Source organism: Kiloniellales bacterium, assembly GCA_030064845.1.
GTDB lineage: Bacteria > Pseudomonadota > Alphaproteobacteria > Kiloniellales > JAKSDN01 > JASJEC01.
Genome location: JASJEC010000004.1, coordinates 63,738 through 77,917, shown reverse-complemented (window position 1 = coordinate 77,917; position 14,180 = coordinate 63,738). Strand labels below are relative to the sequence as shown.

17 protein-coding genes are annotated in these 14,180 nt (G+C 70.2%); 15 read left to right on the top strand and 2 right to left on the bottom strand.

Going from position 1 to position 14,180, the window contains the following annotated elements; translation table 11 throughout:
• The 8 genes from modA (at position 1) to msrA (ending at position 8,164) form a co-directional block, all read left to right on the top strand.
• Positions 1-807: a molybdate ABC transporter substrate-binding protein gene (gene modA, locus QNJ67_02635; GenBank protein ID MDJ0607844.1), complete on the top strand. Its 807-nt coding sequence runs from the start codon at positions 1-3 to the stop codon at positions 805-807.
• Positions 808-812: 5 nt separating this feature from the next.
• Entirely contained in the window at positions 813-1,505 is a 693-nt protein-coding gene (gene modB, locus QNJ67_02630; GenBank protein MDJ0607843.1) for a molybdate ABC transporter permease subunit, read from the top strand.
• 4 nt (positions 1,506-1,509) lie between these two features.
• Positions 1,510-2,634: a molybdenum ABC transporter ATP-binding protein gene (modC, locus tag QNJ67_02625; GenBank protein ID MDJ0607842.1), complete on the top strand. Its 1,125-nt coding sequence runs from the start codon at positions 1,510-1,512 to the stop codon at positions 2,632-2,634.
• A gap of 106 nt (positions 2,635-2,740) precedes the next feature.
• Positions 2,741-3,454: an ABC transporter ATP-binding protein gene (locus tag QNJ67_02620; GenBank protein ID MDJ0607841.1), complete on the top strand. Its 714-nt coding sequence runs from the start codon at positions 2,741-2,743 to the stop codon at positions 3,452-3,454.
• Between the two features lie 7 nt (positions 3,455-3,461).
• A complete protein-coding gene (locus tag QNJ67_02615) occupies positions 3,462-5,825 on the top strand; it encodes an FtsX-like permease family protein (protein ID MDJ0607840.1) in 2,364 nt (787 codons plus the stop codon).
• 7 nt (positions 5,826-5,832) lie between these two features.
• Complete coding sequence (locus QNJ67_02610) at positions 5,833-7,035, top strand: HlyD family efflux transporter periplasmic adaptor subunit (protein MDJ0607839.1); 1,203 nt, start codon at positions 5,833-5,835, stop codon at positions 7,033-7,035.
• Between the two features lie 156 nt (positions 7,036-7,191).
• Positions 7,192-7,638, top strand: coding sequence for a peptide-methionine (R)-S-oxide reductase MsrB (msrB, locus tag QNJ67_02605; protein MDJ0607838.1), 447 nt, complete (start codon positions 7,192-7,194; stop codon positions 7,636-7,638).
• A gap of 1 nt (position 7,639) precedes the next feature.
• On the top strand, positions 7,640-8,164 hold the full coding sequence (gene msrA / locus QNJ67_02600; GenBank protein MDJ0607837.1) for a peptide-methionine (S)-S-oxide reductase MsrA: 525 nt from the start codon (positions 7,640-7,642) through the stop codon (positions 8,162-8,164).
• An 18-nt stretch (positions 8,165-8,182) separates the two neighbouring features.
• Here msrA and QNJ67_02595 read toward each other — a convergent pair whose 3' ends face one another.
• Positions 8,183-8,923: an SDR family NAD(P)-dependent oxidoreductase gene (locus QNJ67_02595; GenBank protein MDJ0607836.1), complete on the bottom strand. Its 741-nt coding sequence runs from the start codon at positions 8,921-8,923 to the stop codon at positions 8,183-8,185.
• Between the two features lie 213 nt (positions 8,924-9,136).
• On the opposite strand from QNJ67_02595, the gene QNJ67_02590 reads away from it, so the two are divergent.
• Genes QNJ67_02590 through QNJ67_02560 form a run of 7 tightly spaced genes read left to right on the top strand, consistent with a single transcriptional unit; the run spans position 9,137 to position 13,276 of the window.
• Complete coding sequence (locus tag QNJ67_02590) at positions 9,137-9,706, top strand: glutathione peroxidase (GenBank protein MDJ0607835.1); 570 nt, start codon at positions 9,137-9,139, stop codon at positions 9,704-9,706.
• Positions 9,707-9,721: 15 nt separating this feature from the next.
• Entirely contained in the window at positions 9,722-10,210 is a 489-nt protein-coding gene (locus tag QNJ67_02585; GenBank protein MDJ0607834.1) for a DUF3429 domain-containing protein, read from the top strand.
• 13 nt (positions 10,211-10,223) lie between these two features.
• On the top strand, positions 10,224-10,484 hold the full coding sequence (locus tag QNJ67_02580) for a DUF3253 domain-containing protein (protein MDJ0607833.1): 261 nt from the start codon (positions 10,224-10,226) through the stop codon (positions 10,482-10,484).
• Complete coding sequence (locus QNJ67_02575; GenBank protein ID MDJ0607832.1) at positions 10,481-12,037, top strand: deoxyribodipyrimidine photo-lyase; 1,557 nt, start codon at positions 10,481-10,483, stop codon at positions 12,035-12,037. The genes QNJ67_02580 and QNJ67_02575 overlap by 4 nt, the downstream gene beginning before the upstream one ends.
• Positions 12,038-12,211 carry a DUF2256 domain-containing protein gene (locus QNJ67_02570; protein ID MDJ0607831.1) on the top strand — a complete coding sequence of 58 codons (174 nt, stop codon included), beginning with the start codon at positions 12,038-12,040 and terminating at the stop codon, positions 12,209-12,211.
• Positions 12,195-12,695, top strand: a complete 501-nt coding sequence (locus tag QNJ67_02565) for a DUF427 domain-containing protein (GenBank protein MDJ0607830.1) — start codon at positions 12,195-12,197, stop codon at positions 12,693-12,695. Before QNJ67_02570 ends, QNJ67_02565 begins: the two co-directional genes overlap by 17 nt.
• 2 nt (positions 12,696-12,697) lie before the next feature.
• On the top strand, positions 12,698-13,276 hold the full coding sequence (locus tag QNJ67_02560; GenBank protein MDJ0607829.1) for a histidine phosphatase family protein: 579 nt from the start codon (positions 12,698-12,700) through the stop codon (positions 13,274-13,276).
• Positions 13,277-13,655: 379 nt separating this feature from the next.
• On the opposite strand, the gene QNJ67_02555 is transcribed toward QNJ67_02560, so the two are convergent.
• Complete coding sequence (locus tag QNJ67_02555) at positions 13,656-14,162, bottom strand: CIA30 family protein (protein MDJ0607828.1); 507 nt, start codon at positions 14,160-14,162, stop codon at positions 13,656-13,658.
• Positions 14,163-14,180: the final 18 nt, after the last annotated feature.

The following is a 14,180-nucleotide window of genomic DNA, read 5'->3' as shown; positions in this document are numbered from 1 at the left end:
GTGCCAACGCCGAGGCTCCCGGCCGCCGCGAGGCTCGTCATTCTGGGACTGTTCCTGGCCTGCCTCGTCGCGCGGCAGGCCGCGGCCGAGCAGATCACGGTCTTCGCCGCCGCCAGCACCGCCGACGCCCTGAGCGACGCCGCCCTCGCCTTCGAGGCGGCGGCCCAGGAGCGCGGCGAAGCGGTGACGGTGCGCACGGTCTTCGCCGCCTCCTCCACCCTGGCCAAGCAGATCACCCAGGGCGCGCCGGCCGACCTCTTCCTCTCCGCAAGCACGGCCTGGATGGACTATCTCGACAGCCGGGAAGCAATTGAGCCGGCGAGCCGGGTCGACCTGCTTTCCAACCGCCTCGCGCTGATCGTGCCGGCGAACAGCGACCTGCGGCCGGCGCTCGACGACGGCCGCAGTCTGCTCGCCGCGGTCGGCGGCGGCCGCCTCGCCATGGGCGATCCCGCGCACGTCCCCGCCGGGGTATACGGCCAGGCCGCCCTGACCTCGCTCGGCATCTGGCAGGACCTGGCGGACCGGACGGCGCGCGCCGCCAGCGTGCGGGCCGCCCTGGCGCTGGTCGAGCGCGGCGAGGCCGTGGCCGGGATCGTCTACCGGAGCGATGCCCAGGGCCGCAAGACCGTGCGCCTGGTCGGCCTGTTCCCGGCCGACAGCCACCCGGCGATCGCCTATCCCCTGGCGGTCGTCCGCGGCCGCGGATCGCCGGCCACGCTGGCCTTCGCGCGCTTCCTCCAGGGCGAAACCGCCCAGGCGACGTTTCGCGCGCACGGCTTCGCAACACCCACCGGCGGCGGCTGACCGCGATGTGGGAGCTGACGGCGCTGGAGCGCGAGGCCCTGTCGCTGAGCCTGCGCGTCGCCGTGCTGAGCGCTTCCGCCTCTCTGCCCTTCGGGCTCCTGGTCGCCTGGCTCCTGGCGCGCCGCGAGTTCTACGGCAAGGGTCTGCTGAACGGGCTGGTCCATCTGCCGCTGGTCCTGCCGCCGGTCGTGGTCGGCTACCTGCTCTTGGTGCTGCTCGGCCGCAACGGCCCGCTCGGCGCGTGGCTCTACGAGACCTTCGGCATCACCCTGGCCTTCACCTGGGAGGGCGCGGCCCTGGCGGCGGCGGTCATGGCCTTCCCTCTGATGGTCCGCGCCATGCGCCTGTCGCTCGAGGCGGTCGACCGGCGCCTCGAGGCCGCCGCGCGGACGCTGGGCGCCGGCCCTGTCGAAGTATTCACGACGGTGACCCTGCCGCTTATGGCGCCCGGCATCCTGGCCGGGGTCATCCTCGCCTTCGCCCGCAGCCTGGGCGAGTTCGGCGCCACCATCACCTTCGTCTCGAACATCCCCGGCGAGACGCGCACCCTGCCGATCGCCCTGTTCAGCGTGATCCAGAGCCCCGGCGGTGAGGCCCCGGCCCTGCGCCTGGCCGTGATCGCCGTGATCCTCGCGCTGGCGTCCCTGGCGGCCTCGGAGGCCCTGGCGCGGCGGCTGCAGCGCCGCTTGGGGAGCTAGCGCCGTGCTCGAGGTCTCAGTCCGCAAGTCCCTCGAGAGCTTCACCCTGGACATGGAGCTGGCCTGCGAGGCATCCGGTGTCATCGCCCTCTTCGGCCGCTCGGGCGCCGGCAAGACCAGCTTGGCGAACATGCTGGCCGGGCTGGTCAGGCCGGACAGCGGGCGCATCGTGGTCCGGGACCAGGTCCTCTTCGACTCGGCGCGCGGCATCGACCTGGCGCCCGAGGCGCGGCGGCTGGGCTATGTCTTCCAGGAGGGCCGGCTGTTTCCGCACATGAAGGTGCGCGGCAACCTGACCTACGGCTACCGGCGCGTGCCCGGCGACAAGCGCCACGTCGAGCCGGCGCAGATCGTCGAGTTGCTCGATCTTGGCCATCTGATGAACCGCCGACCCGGGGACCTTTCGGGCGGCGAGAAGCAGCGGGTCGCGCTCGGGCGCGCGCTGCTGGCGCACCCGCGGCTGCTGATCATGGACGAGCCCCTGGCCGCACTCGACCAGGCGCGGCGCGAGGAGGTCCTGCCCTTCATCGAGCGGCTCGGTGAGGAACTCGACATCCCCATCGTCTACATCAGCCACGCGATGGAGGAGATCATTCGGCTGGCGGAGACCTTGGTGCTGATCTCCGACGGCCGGGTCGCGGCGGTCGGCTCGGTCCCCGAGCTGACCAGCCGCCTGGACCTCCGCCCACTCACCGGGCGCTACGAGGCCGGCTCGGTCCTCGACGCCAAGGTGGTGGACCACGACGAGACCTTCGCGCTGACCAACCTGGCCTTCGCAAGCGGGACACTCCGGGTGCCGCGGCTCGACCTGGTGCCGGGCACCGAGCTGCGCATCCGGATCCGCGCGCGCGACGTCACTCTGGCGCGCCGGGCGCCCGAGGCCACGAGCGTGCTCAACGTCTTTCCCGGCGTGGTCAAGGAGGTCAGCGCGGAGGCCGGCCCCCTGGTCGATGTGCTGGTCGACCTGGGCGGCGCGCCCCTGTGGGCCCGGATCACCGCGAAGTCCCGCCACGACCTGGCGATCGAGCCGGGCGTCCGGCTCCACGCCCTGGTCAAGGCCGTCGCCATCGACCGCCACGCGGTCGGGCGGCGCACGGACCGGCGGCCGGCCGCGCCCGACGGTTCCTGATCCACGTCAATGACCTGCGGCCGGCCCGAGGCTAGGCAGGGGTCTCGACCGCAAGGGAGTCGGCGTCAGGCAGCGTGTCGCCCGTGCCGCCGATCGAAGGTGGGACTTGGCCGAAAGGCTTGCCACGATCAGCGCTCGGTCCCTGACCAAGGTGTACGTGAGCGGAAAGGTCGAGGTGCACGCCCTGCGCGGCGTGGATCTCGACCTCGTCGAGTCGGAACTGATCGTCCTCCTGGGGCCCTCGGGCAGCGGCAAGTCCACCCTGCTGAACATCCTGGGCGGCCTGGACGTCCCGACCAGCGGACGGGTCTTCTTCGACGGCCAGGAACTGGGCGCCGAGGACGACGCGGCCCTGACGCGCTACCGCCGCCAGCGGGTCGGGTTCGTGTTCCAGTTCTACAACCTGATCCCGAGCCTGACGGCCCGCGAGAACGTGGCCCTGGTGACCGAGATCGCCGCCGACCCCCTAACGCCGGAGGACGCGCTCGATCTGGTCGGTCTCGGCGACCGCCTCGACCACTTTCCCGCTCAGCTCTCCGGCGGCGAGCAGCAGCGAGTCGCCATCGCCCGGGCGATCGCCAAGCGCCCCCAGATCCTACTGTGCGACGAGCCGACGGGCGCGCTGGACAGCGAAACAGGCATTCTCGTTCTGGAGGCGATCGACCGGGTCAACCGGGACTTCGGCACGACCACGGCTCTGATCACCCACAACCGGGCGATCGCCGACATGGCCCACCGGGTGATCGCCTTGGCCGACGGCAGGATCGCCGACGCCCGGGAGAACGCCGAACGGCGCCCGCCGCGCGAGCTGGTCTGGTAGCCCCGCCATGCTCGCGCTCAACCGAAAGCTCGTGAGAGACCTCTGGCGCTTGCGCGGGCAGGTTCTGGCGGTCGCCCTGGTGATCGCCTCGGGCGTCGCCGTCCTGGTCATGTCGCTCAGCTCGACCGAGGCGCTCAGCGATACGGCGGCCGCCTACTACGAGCGCTACCACTTCGCCGACGTCTTCGCCAGCGTCAAGCGCGCGCCCAGCAAGCTGGCCGACCGCATCGCCGCGATCCCCGGCGTACAGCTGGCCGAGACCCGGATCGTCAAACTGGCGACGCTCGACGTCGCCGGCTTCGAGGAGCCGGTCATCGGTCAGCTGATCTCCCTGCCTGAGGCGGGCGCGCCCCTGCTCAACCGTCTGGCGCTGCGCGCCGGCCGGTGGATCGATCCCGCGCGGCCCGACGACGTGATCGTCAGCGAGCCCTTCGCCGAGGCCCACGGCCTCCTGCCGGGCGACCAGATCGAGGCCGTGATGAACGGTCACAAGCGGAGGCTGACGATCGCAGGACTGGCGCTCTCGCCGGAGTACATCTACGCGATCGGCCCGGGCATGCTGCTGCCGGACGACGATCATTTCGGCGTCATCTGGATGGGCCGGGACGCGCTCGAGGCGGCCTACGACCTTGACGGCGCCTTCAACGACGTCTCGATTTCGCTGCTCCGCGGGGCGCGCACGGAGACCGTGATCCAGCACCTCGACACCCTGCTCGACCGCTACGGCGGCATCGGCGCCTTCGAACGGGCCGACCAGGTCTCGAATTGGTTCGTGATGAACGAGATCGAACAACTGAAGAGCATGGCCTCGATCCTGCCGCCGGTCTTTCTCGCCGTCGCCGCCTTTCTCTCGAACATGGTGCTCGCGCGGCTGATCGCCACCGAGCGCGCCGAGATCGGCCTGATGAAAGCCTTCGGCTACAGTAATCTGGAGGTCGGCTGGCACTACGCGAAGATGGTCCTGGCCATGTCCGCGATCGGCATTGCCATCGGCTGGGCCGCCGGCGCCTGGCTGGGTCGCGTGAACACCGAGATCTACGCGGATCTCTATCGCTTTCCGGTGCTCTATTTCCGGCCGTCGCCGGGGGTCTTCCTGGTGGCCGGCGCGATCAGCCTGGGCGCCGCTCTCCTAGGCTCGCTGACCGCGGTCCGCCGCGCCGTCGCCCTGCCGCCCGCCGAAGCCATGCGGCCGCCGGCACCTCCGGTCTACCGCCGCTCGGCGATCAGCCGGACTCGCCTCTTCCAGGCGCTCGACCAGCCGAGCCGGATCATCCTGCGGCAGATCTTCCGCTGGCCGTTCCGCTCGCTCGTGACAGCGATCAGCGTCGGCATGGCGATCGGCGTCCTGATCACTTCGCTGCAGTGGTTCGACTCGATCGATCACCTGGTCGAGACCTACTTCATCGACACCCAGCGCCAGGACCTGACGGTCGGCCTCGTGGAGGCACAGTCGCCGACGGTCCTGAACGAGTTCGCGCACATGCCGGGGGTGCTGGCGGCCGAGCCCGGCCGGAGCGTCGCGGTGAAGTTCCGCGCCGGGACGCGGACCCATCGCGGCGCGATCCACAGCGTGCTGCGGGACGCGCGGCTCAATCTCGTCTACGACGTCGCGGGAAGGATCGTCACCGTGCCACCGGACGGCCTCGTGCTCTCCACGGTGCTGGCCGAGAAGCTCGCGGTCCGGCCCGGGGACTTCGTCGAGGTCGCGGTTCTGGAAGGGCGCCGTCCGGTCCGCCGGCTGCCGGTCGTCGGCCTGTTCGAGACCTACATCGGTATGCCGGCCTACATGGACCCCGCGGCGCTGCACCGGCTGATGGGCGAGAGCCCCAGGGTCGAGCAGGTGCACCTGCTGATCGACGTGGCGCAGCAGGCCGCGCTGTTTCGCGAGCTGAAGGACCTGCCCGACGTCTCGAGCGTGATCCTGCGGCAGGCGGCGATAGACACCTTCTACGAGACGATCGGCGAGACCCTGCTGATCTACGTCTCCTTCTTCGTCACCTTCGCCTGCACCATCGCCTTCGGCGTGGTCTACAACTCGGCGCGCATCGCCCTGTCGGAAAGGGGCCGGGAGCTCGCCACGCTGCGCGTGCTCGGGTTCAGCCGGACCGAGATCTCCTACATACTGCTCGGCGAGCTGGCGCTTTTGACCCTGGCCGCCTTGCCGGTCGGCTGCGCGATCGGCTACTTCCTGAGCTGGCAGTTCGCCGCCAGCTTCGCGACCGAGCTGTTCCGCATCGCCTTCGTGATCGAGCCTTCGACCTACGGCACGGCCGTGGTGATCGGCCTGGCGGCGGCGCTGGTCTCGGCCGCCTTCGTGCGCCGTCGGGTCGACCATCTCGACCTGATCGCCGTCCTGAAGACACGGGAGTGACCCGGGCATGAACCACTGGTGGCGTCGGCTGTTCATCTGGGCGGTTCTCGGCTTCGCGCTGGCCGCCGGCCTGTTCTACGCGTTCTGGCCGCGCCCCGTGCCGGTCGACCTCCTGGCGGCCTCCCGGGGCGCGCTGACGGTCGTGGTCGGCGACGAGGGCGAGACCCGGGTGCGCGATGTCTTCGTTCTCTCCGCGCCGGTCGCAGGGCGGCTCCTGCGCATCGACCGGGACGTCGGCGACGCCGTGACCGCCGACATGACCGTGGTCGCCCGGATCCAGCCGGTCGACCCCGCCTTCCTCGATCTGCGCAGCGAGGCGGAGGCCAGGGCGGCAGTGCGGGCCGCGGAGGCGGCCGAGACCCTGGCCGAGGCGGAGCTCGACAAGGCGCTGGCCGAGCTGGATTTCGCCGAGACCGAGGTGGAGCGGGCCCGCCGCCTGGTCCAGCGCAGGACCATCTCGGAGCGTGCGCTCGACGACGCCGAGCGGATCTTCCGCACCAGCAAGGCCTCGGTGGAGACCGCCAAGGCGGCGCTCGAGGTGCGCCGCTTCGAACTGCAGAAGGCCCGCGCCATCCTGGTCTCGCCGGTCGACGCCCGCGCCGTCGAGGAGTGTGCCTGCGTCAACGTGACGGCCCCCGTGACCGGCCGCGTCCTGCGGCTGCTGCGCGAAAGCGAGGGGGTGGTTCAGGCCGGCGAGGCCCTTGTCGAGATCGGCGACCCGAGAGACCTGGAGATCGTCGCCGACCTGCTCTCGACCGACGCGGTCAAGGTCGAGCCGGGGCAAGCCGTGGTCATCGAGGGCTGGGGCGGCGAGCCGCTCAAGGGCACGGTGAACCGTGTCGAGCCTTACGGCTTTACCAAGGTCTCGGCCCTCGGGATCGACGAGCAGCGCGTCAACGTGATCGTGGACTTCACCGACCCGGCGGAGCGCTGGCAGCGGCTCGGTCACGGCTACCGAGTCGAGATCCGTGTCGTCCTCTGGCAGGGCGAGGACGTGCTCAAGGTGCCGCTGAGCGCCCTGTTCCGCGACGGGCAAGAGTGGGCCGTCTTCGTCGAGCAGGCCGGCCGCGCCCGCCTGCGCCGCGTCACCCTCGGCCAGCGGACTGATCTCGAGGCCCAGATCCTCGACGGCATCGATGAGGGCGACCTCGTCGTGGTGCATCCCGGCATCCGGGTCGAGGACGGCGTGCTGATCGCGGAACGGCGCTGACGCCAGGTTGGGAACATCGGGTTCACCGGCCCAGATCTGCACGTCGCCGGGCGGGCGCACGAGTTCGTGTTCAACCCTTGAAAGCGCCGGATCTGATCAGATCTCTTCTAACGGACCTGTCGGCCTCGCTCGGCCGTCCGAATACTGGAGACCGTCATGACCAAGACCTACATCAAGACCAAGGAGGCGCTCGCCAACCTGACGCCAGAGGCCTACGCGGTCACCCAGCAGGACGCCACCGAGCCGCCGTTCCGCAACGCCTTCTGGGACCATAAGGAGCCGGGCCTCTACGTCGATGTGGTCTCGGGCGAGCCGCTCTTCGCCTCGAGCGACAAGTTCGAAAGCCACAGCGGCTGGCCCAGCTTCATCCGGCCTGTCGAGCCGGCGAACGTGGTTGAGCACAAGGACACCAGCCACGGCATGATCCGCACCGAGGTGCGCTCCAAGCACGGCGACAGTCACCTGGGGCACGTCTTCCCCGACGGCCCGCCGGAGACCGGCCTGCGCTACTGCATCAACTCCGCCGCCCTGCGCTTCATCCCGGCCGACCGGCTGGAGGCCGAGGGCTACGGCGATTACCGACATCTCTTCGAGGAGTCCTGACATGGAGACGAGCGAGAAGGCCACCCTCGCGGGCGGCTGCTTCTGGGGCATGCAAGACCTCTACCGGCGCCTGCCCGGCGTGCTTGAGACCCGGGTCGGCTACAGCGGCGGCGTCACCGCCAACGCGACCTACAACGAGGTGAAGACGGGCCGTACCGGGCACGCCGAGGCGATCCAGATCGTATTCGACCCGGCCAAGGTGGCCTACCGGGAGATCCTGGAGTATTTCTTCCAGATCCACGACCCCACCACGCCGAACCGCCAGGGCAACGACCTGGGCAGCCAGTACCGCTCGGTCATCTTCTGGCACTCGGAGGCGCAGAAGGCTACCGCGCTCGACACCATCGCCGATGTCGAGGCCTCGGGCCTGTGGCCGGGCGTCGTCGTCACCGAGGTCGTGGCGGCGGGCGATTTCTGGAACGCCGAGCCGGTACACCAGGACTACCTGGAGCGCAACCCGGGCGGCTACACCTGCCACTTCCCCCGGCCCAACTGGAAGCTGCCGAAGCGGGCGGCCGCGGAATAGCGCGGCTTTTGCCCGGGTCTAGTAGGGGACCGGCTTGCCGTCCCAGGCGAAGATCCGGCCGCTGTCCTCGGGCGTGACGCTGTTCAGGACGTTCAGCAGGTAGCCGGCCGACTGGGCCGGCGAGAAGAGCTTGCCCGCCGGCACGCCGCCCTGGAAGGGGTGCGACAGGCTCGTGTCGACGGTGCCCGGATGGAGGCCGACGCAGACGGCGCCGGCGTTGCGCCGGGCGAGCTCGATGGCGAAGTTCTTCAGCAGCATGTTGAGCGCCGCCTTGGAGGCACGGTAAGCGTGCCAGCCGCCCAGGCTGTTGTCGCCGATGCTGCCGACCCGCGCCGAAAGCGCCGCGAACACCGACTTGCCGTCCTTGGCGAGCAGCGGCAGGAAGTGCTTCGCGACGAGCGCGGGACCCACGGTGTTCAGCCGGAAAACCCGATCCATGGCGCCGGCGTCGAGCGCGCGCCAGGTCTTCTCCGGCTGCAGGCCGCCGGAGCCGTGAAGGATGCCGGTCGCGACGATGACGAGGTGATAGCGGCCGCCGATCTGCTCCGCCTGGCGGGCGGCCGCCTCGATCGACGCTTCGTCTTCCAGGTCGATGCGGCCGGCCGTGACCTTGGGGTCCGCGAAGCCGCGCTCAGCGCGCGAGAAGGCGGCGACGCGGGCGACCTTCGGGTTCGCGGCGAGAGCTTCGACGAAAGCCCCGCCGATGCCGCCGGACGCGCCGATGACGGCCGCGTTGACTGGGGTGGTAAAGGAATCCATCGTGATACCGTGTTCGTTGCTTGAAGGGTTTTCAACCAGCGGCGCCGAGGGGCGCGGACAGCCGGGCTGTTGTTCAGGCGTCTTATACGTGGCGCAGCGTCGCTGGACCGCCGCCCCTTCGCGTGATCCACGCCCCCGCGGCGCCCGTAGGCAAAGTCGTGTGCAATAGCCAGCTGGAAACGTGCTGCCATGATGAAACGGGGTCGGAGGACCATGATCAAAGCAACCGCGGGCGCCCTGGCGGGAGCCATATTGTTGGGACGGCGCGCCGGAGCCAAGACCGACCGCACGGCCTACGATTTCGACTTCACCGCAATCGAGGGCGACCCCCTGCCCTTCGAGACCTTCCGCGGCAAGCCGGTGCTGGTGGTCAATACGGCTTCGCTCTGCGGCTTCACTCACCAGTATAGAGAGCTCCAGACCCTGTGGGACCGCTACAGGGACAAGGGCCTCGTAGTGCTGGCGGTGCCGTCCAACGACTTCGGCAACCAGGAGCCCGGCCAGGAGGCCGAGATCAAGGAGTTTTGCGAGGTCAACTTCTTCGTCGACTTCCCGATGACGACGAAGGAGCACGTCAAGGGCAAGGACGCTCACCCCTTCTACCTCTGGGCGGCAGAAGAGCTGGGCTTCGCGGCCAAGCCGCGCTGGAACTTCCACAAGTACCTCGTGGGGCCCGACGGCCGTCTGGTCGACTGGTTCTCGACGCCGACCTCGCCGACCGCGGACAAGGTGGTCCGCGCCATCGAGGCCCAGCTGGCCCGGGCCGGCTCGGCCGAGGGCTGACGAGAGGCCGCGCCAGTGACCGGGGCCGCAGGCGAAACCGTCTTACCCACCAAGCCGCCGCGGCCGAGCGTGCCCATGTCTTGCCGCTGGCTCGGCGGCCTCGGTGCCCTTCCCTTCGTCGCCCTGGCAATCGGCAGCTTCTGGCTTGACGGCCTGGCGCAGGCCTACGTGGTCTTCGCGCTGATCGCCTACGGCGCCGTCATCCTCTCGTTCCTTGGCGGCATCCAGTGGGGCCTGGCGGTCGCCGACTTCGGCGCGGCCGAAGGCGGAGGTGCGTCCTACCGGCGCCTTACGATCAGCGTCGTGCCCTCGCTGATCGCCTGGTGGGCGCTTCTGCTAACGGGCCCATCGGCCCTGCTCGTCCTGGCCGGCAGCTTCGCGCTCATGCTGGCGCTCGACTGGACCGCCACGCGGAACGGCGAGGCGCCCGACTGGTATCCGCGCCTGCGGCTGCCGCTGACGGCCTGCGTCGTCTGCTGCCTCGCCCTCGGCGCCGCGGCCTGAGCCTGCCCGAGCCATGAGCACCGAGCTGGAGGGCAGCATTCTCGACCTGTTGAGCCGGCGCAGCGACGGCGCCTCGATCTGCCCGTCCGAGGCGTCCCGGGCGGTCGACCGGAAAAACTGGCGCGGTCTCATGGAGGCGGTGCGCGAGGCCGCCTGGGGCCTCGAAGCGCGCGGGCGCATCGTGGTCCTGAAGCGCGGCCGCCGCATCGCGCGCGCCGAGGCGCGGGGCCCGATCCGCCTCGCGCTCGCCGTTCCATCCGCCCCAAAGCCATGAACCAGGTCGTTTGGTTCAAGCGCGACCTCCGTGTGGCCGACCACTGGCCCCTGGCCGAAGCGTCGGCGCACGGCCCGGTGATCCCGCTCTACGTGGTCGAGCCGGAGCTCTGGCGGCAAGCCGACGCCAGCGCCCGCCACTGGCGCTTCCTGAGCGAGAGCCTCGAGGAACTGCGCGCCGTGCTGGCCGCCCTCGGCGCGCCGCTGGTGGTCCGCGTCGGGCCGGCCGTCGAGGTGCTCGAGGCTCTGCGCGAAGAGGTTGGCATCGCCGCCCTCTGGTCCCACGAGGAGACCGGCAACCGCTGGACCTACGAGCGCGACCGCGCGGTGGGTGCCTGGGCCCGGGGGAACGGCATCCCCTGGCACGAGATCCAGCAGCACGGCGTCATCCGCCGCCTCGGCTCGCGCAGCGGATGGGCCGGGAAGTGGGACCGCTTCATGGCCCTGCCCACGGCCCCCGAAGTGCGCCCGGCGCCACCGATCGGGCCGCTCGAACCGGGCGCGATCCCGACGGCCGAGGACCTCGGCCTCGCCGGCGACCCCTGCCCCGGCCGCCAGTCCGGCGGGCGTTCCGAGGGCCTGGCGCTGCTCGACAGCTTCCTCGCGCGCCGCGGCGGCGCGTATCACCGGGAGATGTCGAGCCCGCTCAGCGCGGCGGAGAGCTGTTCCAGGCTGTCGGCCCACCTGGCGCTGGGGACGGTCTCGATGCGCGAGGCGGCGCAGGCGGCCTACCGGCGGCTCGACGCGGTCAAGGCCCGGGACAAGGAAGAGCGCGGCACCTGGCCGGCCGCGCTCAACGCCTTTGTCGGCCGGCTGCACTGGCACTGCCACTTCATCCAGAAGCTGGAGGACGCGCCGGAGCACGAGTTCCGCAACGTGCACAGCGGTTACGACGGGCTGCGCGTCGACAGCTTCGACGCCGCGCGCTTCGCCGCATGGGCCGAAGGCGAGACCGGCTTCCCCTTTGTCGACGCCTGCATGCGCTCGCTCCGGGCCACGGGCTGGATCAACTTCCGCATGCGCGCCATGCTGACCGCCTTCGCCTCCTATCACCTCTGGCTGCCCTGGCGGCAGACCGGGCTCCACTTGGCGCGGCTGTTCACCGACTACGAGCCCGGCATCCACTGGAACCAGATCCAGATGCAGAGCGGCACCACGGGCATCAACACGGTCAGGATCTACAACCCGGTGAAGCAGTCCCGGGATCACGACCCGGACGGCGCCTTCATCCGGCGCTGGGTGCCCGAGCTGGAGGCGGTGCCCCAAGCCTCGGTTCACGAGCCCTGGCGCATGGACGCGGCCGCCCAGGCGTCGGCCCGCTGCTGGCTTGGTAAGGACTACCCGGCGCCGCTGGTCGATCATCTCGCCGCGGCCAAGCAGGCCCGGGAAAGGATCTACGCGGTGCGCCGCTCGGACGCCTTCCGCGACGAGGCCGACGCGATCCAGGCCCGTCACGGCAGCCGCAAGAGCGGCTTGCCGAGGCAGGCGCGGCGCCGGAAGGGCAGCGGCCGGCGGGCCCAAGACACGGGAGACCAGCTTGCCTGGGATCTCTGAATGGCGAAGATGACCCGCAAGGCCGACCTGCCGAGCAAGACCTGCGTCGTCTGCGGTCGGCCCTTCGCCTGGCGCCGCAAGTGGGCGGACTGCTGGGCCGAGGTCAAGTACTGCTCGACCCGCTGCCGCCGGGCCAGAACCGAGAAAGGAGTCCGTAATGTCCAGCAAGCCTGAGCCGACCAAGCCGAGCCCGGGCCAGGAATCGGTCTGGGACTACCCGCGGCCGCCGCGCCTCGAGCCGGTCACAGAGCGGCTCCGCGTGGTGCTGGGCGGCGAGACCCTGGCGGAGACGACCGCGGGCTACCGCGTGCTGGAGACCAGCCACCCGCCGGTCTACTACATCCCGCCGAGCGACGTGCGCTGCGAGCGCCTGGTCCCCTCGACCCTGCTGTCGTACTGCGAGTTCAAGGGCGTGGCGGCCTACTGGGCGGCCACGGACGCGTCCGAAGGGGCGCCGCCGGTCGCCTGGAGCTACCCCAATCCGACCAAGGCTTTCCTGCCGATCAAGGACTACTTCGCCTTCTACGCCTCGCGCGTGGAGAGCTGCTGGGTCGGCGACGAACGGGTCGAGGCGCAGGAGGGTGACTTCTACGGCGGCTGGATCACGTCGCGCATCGTCGGCCCCTTCAAGGGCCCGCCGGGCACGCGGGGCTGGTGAGGGTGAGACGCCCGCCCTTCAAAGCGCTCGCGGCGCTGGTCCTTTTCCTTCTATGGCACCCGGCCCCTGCCCTGGCGCTCGACGAAGCGGAGCTTTGGCGGGCGCTGAAATCCGGCGGACACGTCGCGATCATGCGCCACGCGCTCGCGCCCGGCACCGGCGATCCCGGCAACTTCGCGCTGAGGGACTGCGCGACCCAGAGGAACCTGTCGCAGGAAGGCCGCGATCAATCGGCGCGGATCGGCGAGCGCTTCCGCGCCAACGGCATCGCCGCGGCGAAGGTCTTCTCCAGCCAGTGGTGCCGCTGCCTGGAGACCGCCCGCCTGCTCGGCCTGGGCGAGCTCGAGGAGCTGCCGAGCCTGAACTCCTTCTTCCAGGCCTGGGAAAAGCGCGAGCCCCAGACCCGCGCGATCACCGCCTGGCTAGGGCAGCGGGACCTGGACACGCCCACGGTCCTGGTCACCCATCAGGTCAACATCACGGCGCTCACCGGCGTCTTCCCGCGCTCGGGAGAGATCGTCTTCCTGCGCCGCGACGAAGCCGGCGATCTCTCGGTCATCGGGACCCTGGAGACGGATTGATCCGTAGTTTTCCGATCACGGAGTTCCATGGACCGGTTGCATTGCTGACGGTAGCGGCACGCCCTGCCGCGGGATGGTGCCGCCGTAAAAGAACCAAAAAGGATTCACCACAGAGACACAGAGACCACAGAGGAAAAACCCACGATTTTTTGGCGCGCTTCGCGCGCAACCAACTCCCTTTATGGTTCTCTGTGCTCTCTGTGTCTCTGTGGTGAAAAGTCTAGGCCCTCGGCCAGGGGCACGGCCTCGCCGCCGTGTCAGCGATCTATCCCGTCAAATCTTTCACCTACGTATCCGCTCACCCCCAACCGGGGAGAGGGAGGGGCCCGCGCCAGCGGGAGAGTGAGGGGGCCCGCCCGCTATGCTCCACTTTCGCGGATCAGCGGATGAAGGCCAGCTCGGCGACCGCGAGGTCGGCGGTGAAGGCCCGCCCGATGGCGACCAGACCGACACGGCGCAACCTCGATACGTCGAGCGGCGCCTCCAGGCGATAGGGCCGGAACGCCGTGAAGGGCAATTGCACGTCGGTCCACTCGGGGCCGGCGGTGAAGTGGGCGCGGTAGGATTGCCAGGGCCGAACAATGTCGGCCGTGCGCAGATGCACCGAGTAGCGCTCGCCGTTGCCGCGCACCAGGGCGCGGAGACCGGCGAAGTTCGAGGCGTCCAAGGTCGCCCCTTCCGGCGCCAGATCCAGGGCGGCCTGGATGAAGCCGCCGTCGTTCTCGAGGCGCACCTCGCCCGAGAGACGCAGGCAGGGCCGGCCGTCGATCACCTCGGCGCGGACGCTGGCCTCGGAGATCCCGCCCATGACCCGGTCACTGACGCCGCGCCACCGCGTACCCAGGCTGGAGACCAGGTCCCTGGAGGCGAAATCGTCGATCAGCATGGCCTCATCCGCCCCGCG

Excerpts from the sequence above, each read along its gene's own strand:
- msrB (MDJ0607838.1), top strand. The coding sequence starts at position 7,192 with ATGACCAAGACCTACATCAAGACCAAGGAGGCGCTCGCCAACCTGACG.
- QNJ67_02570 (MDJ0607831.1), top strand. The coding sequence starts at position 12,038 with ATGGCGAAGATGACCCGCAAGGCCGACCTGCCGAGCAAGACCTGCGTC.
- QNJ67_02575 (MDJ0607832.1), top strand. The coding sequence starts at position 10,481 with ATGAACCAGGTCGTTTGGTTCAAGCGCGACCTCCGTGTGGCCGACCAC.
- msrA (MDJ0607837.1), top strand. The coding sequence starts at position 7,640 with ATGGAGACGAGCGAGAAGGCCACCCTCGCGGGCGGCTGCTTCTGGGGC.
- QNJ67_02615 (MDJ0607840.1), top strand. The coding sequence starts at position 3,462 with ATGCTCGCGCTCAACCGAAAGCTCGTGAGAGACCTCTGGCGCTTGCGC.
- QNJ67_02580 (MDJ0607833.1), top strand. The coding sequence starts at position 10,224 with ATGAGCACCGAGCTGGAGGGCAGCATTCTCGACCTGTTGAGCCGGCGC.
- modB (MDJ0607843.1), top strand. The coding sequence starts at position 813 with ATGTGGGAGCTGACGGCGCTGGAGCGCGAGGCCCTGTCGCTGAGCCTG.
- QNJ67_02610 (MDJ0607839.1), top strand. The coding sequence starts at position 5,833 with ATGAACCACTGGTGGCGTCGGCTGTTCATCTGGGCGGTTCTCGGCTTC.
- QNJ67_02565 (MDJ0607830.1), top strand. The coding sequence starts at position 12,195 with ATGTCCAGCAAGCCTGAGCCGACCAAGCCGAGCCCGGGCCAGGAATCG.
- QNJ67_02590 (MDJ0607835.1), top strand. The coding sequence starts at position 9,137 with ATGATCAAAGCAACCGCGGGCGCCCTGGCGGGAGCCATATTGTTGGGA.
- QNJ67_02595 (MDJ0607836.1), bottom strand. The coding sequence starts at position 8,923 with ATGGATTCCTTTACCACCCCAGTCAACGCGGCCGTCATCGGCGCGTCC.
- QNJ67_02555 (MDJ0607828.1), bottom strand. The coding sequence starts at position 14,162 with ATGCTGATCGACGATTTCGCCTCCAGGGACCTGGTCTCCAGCCTGGGT.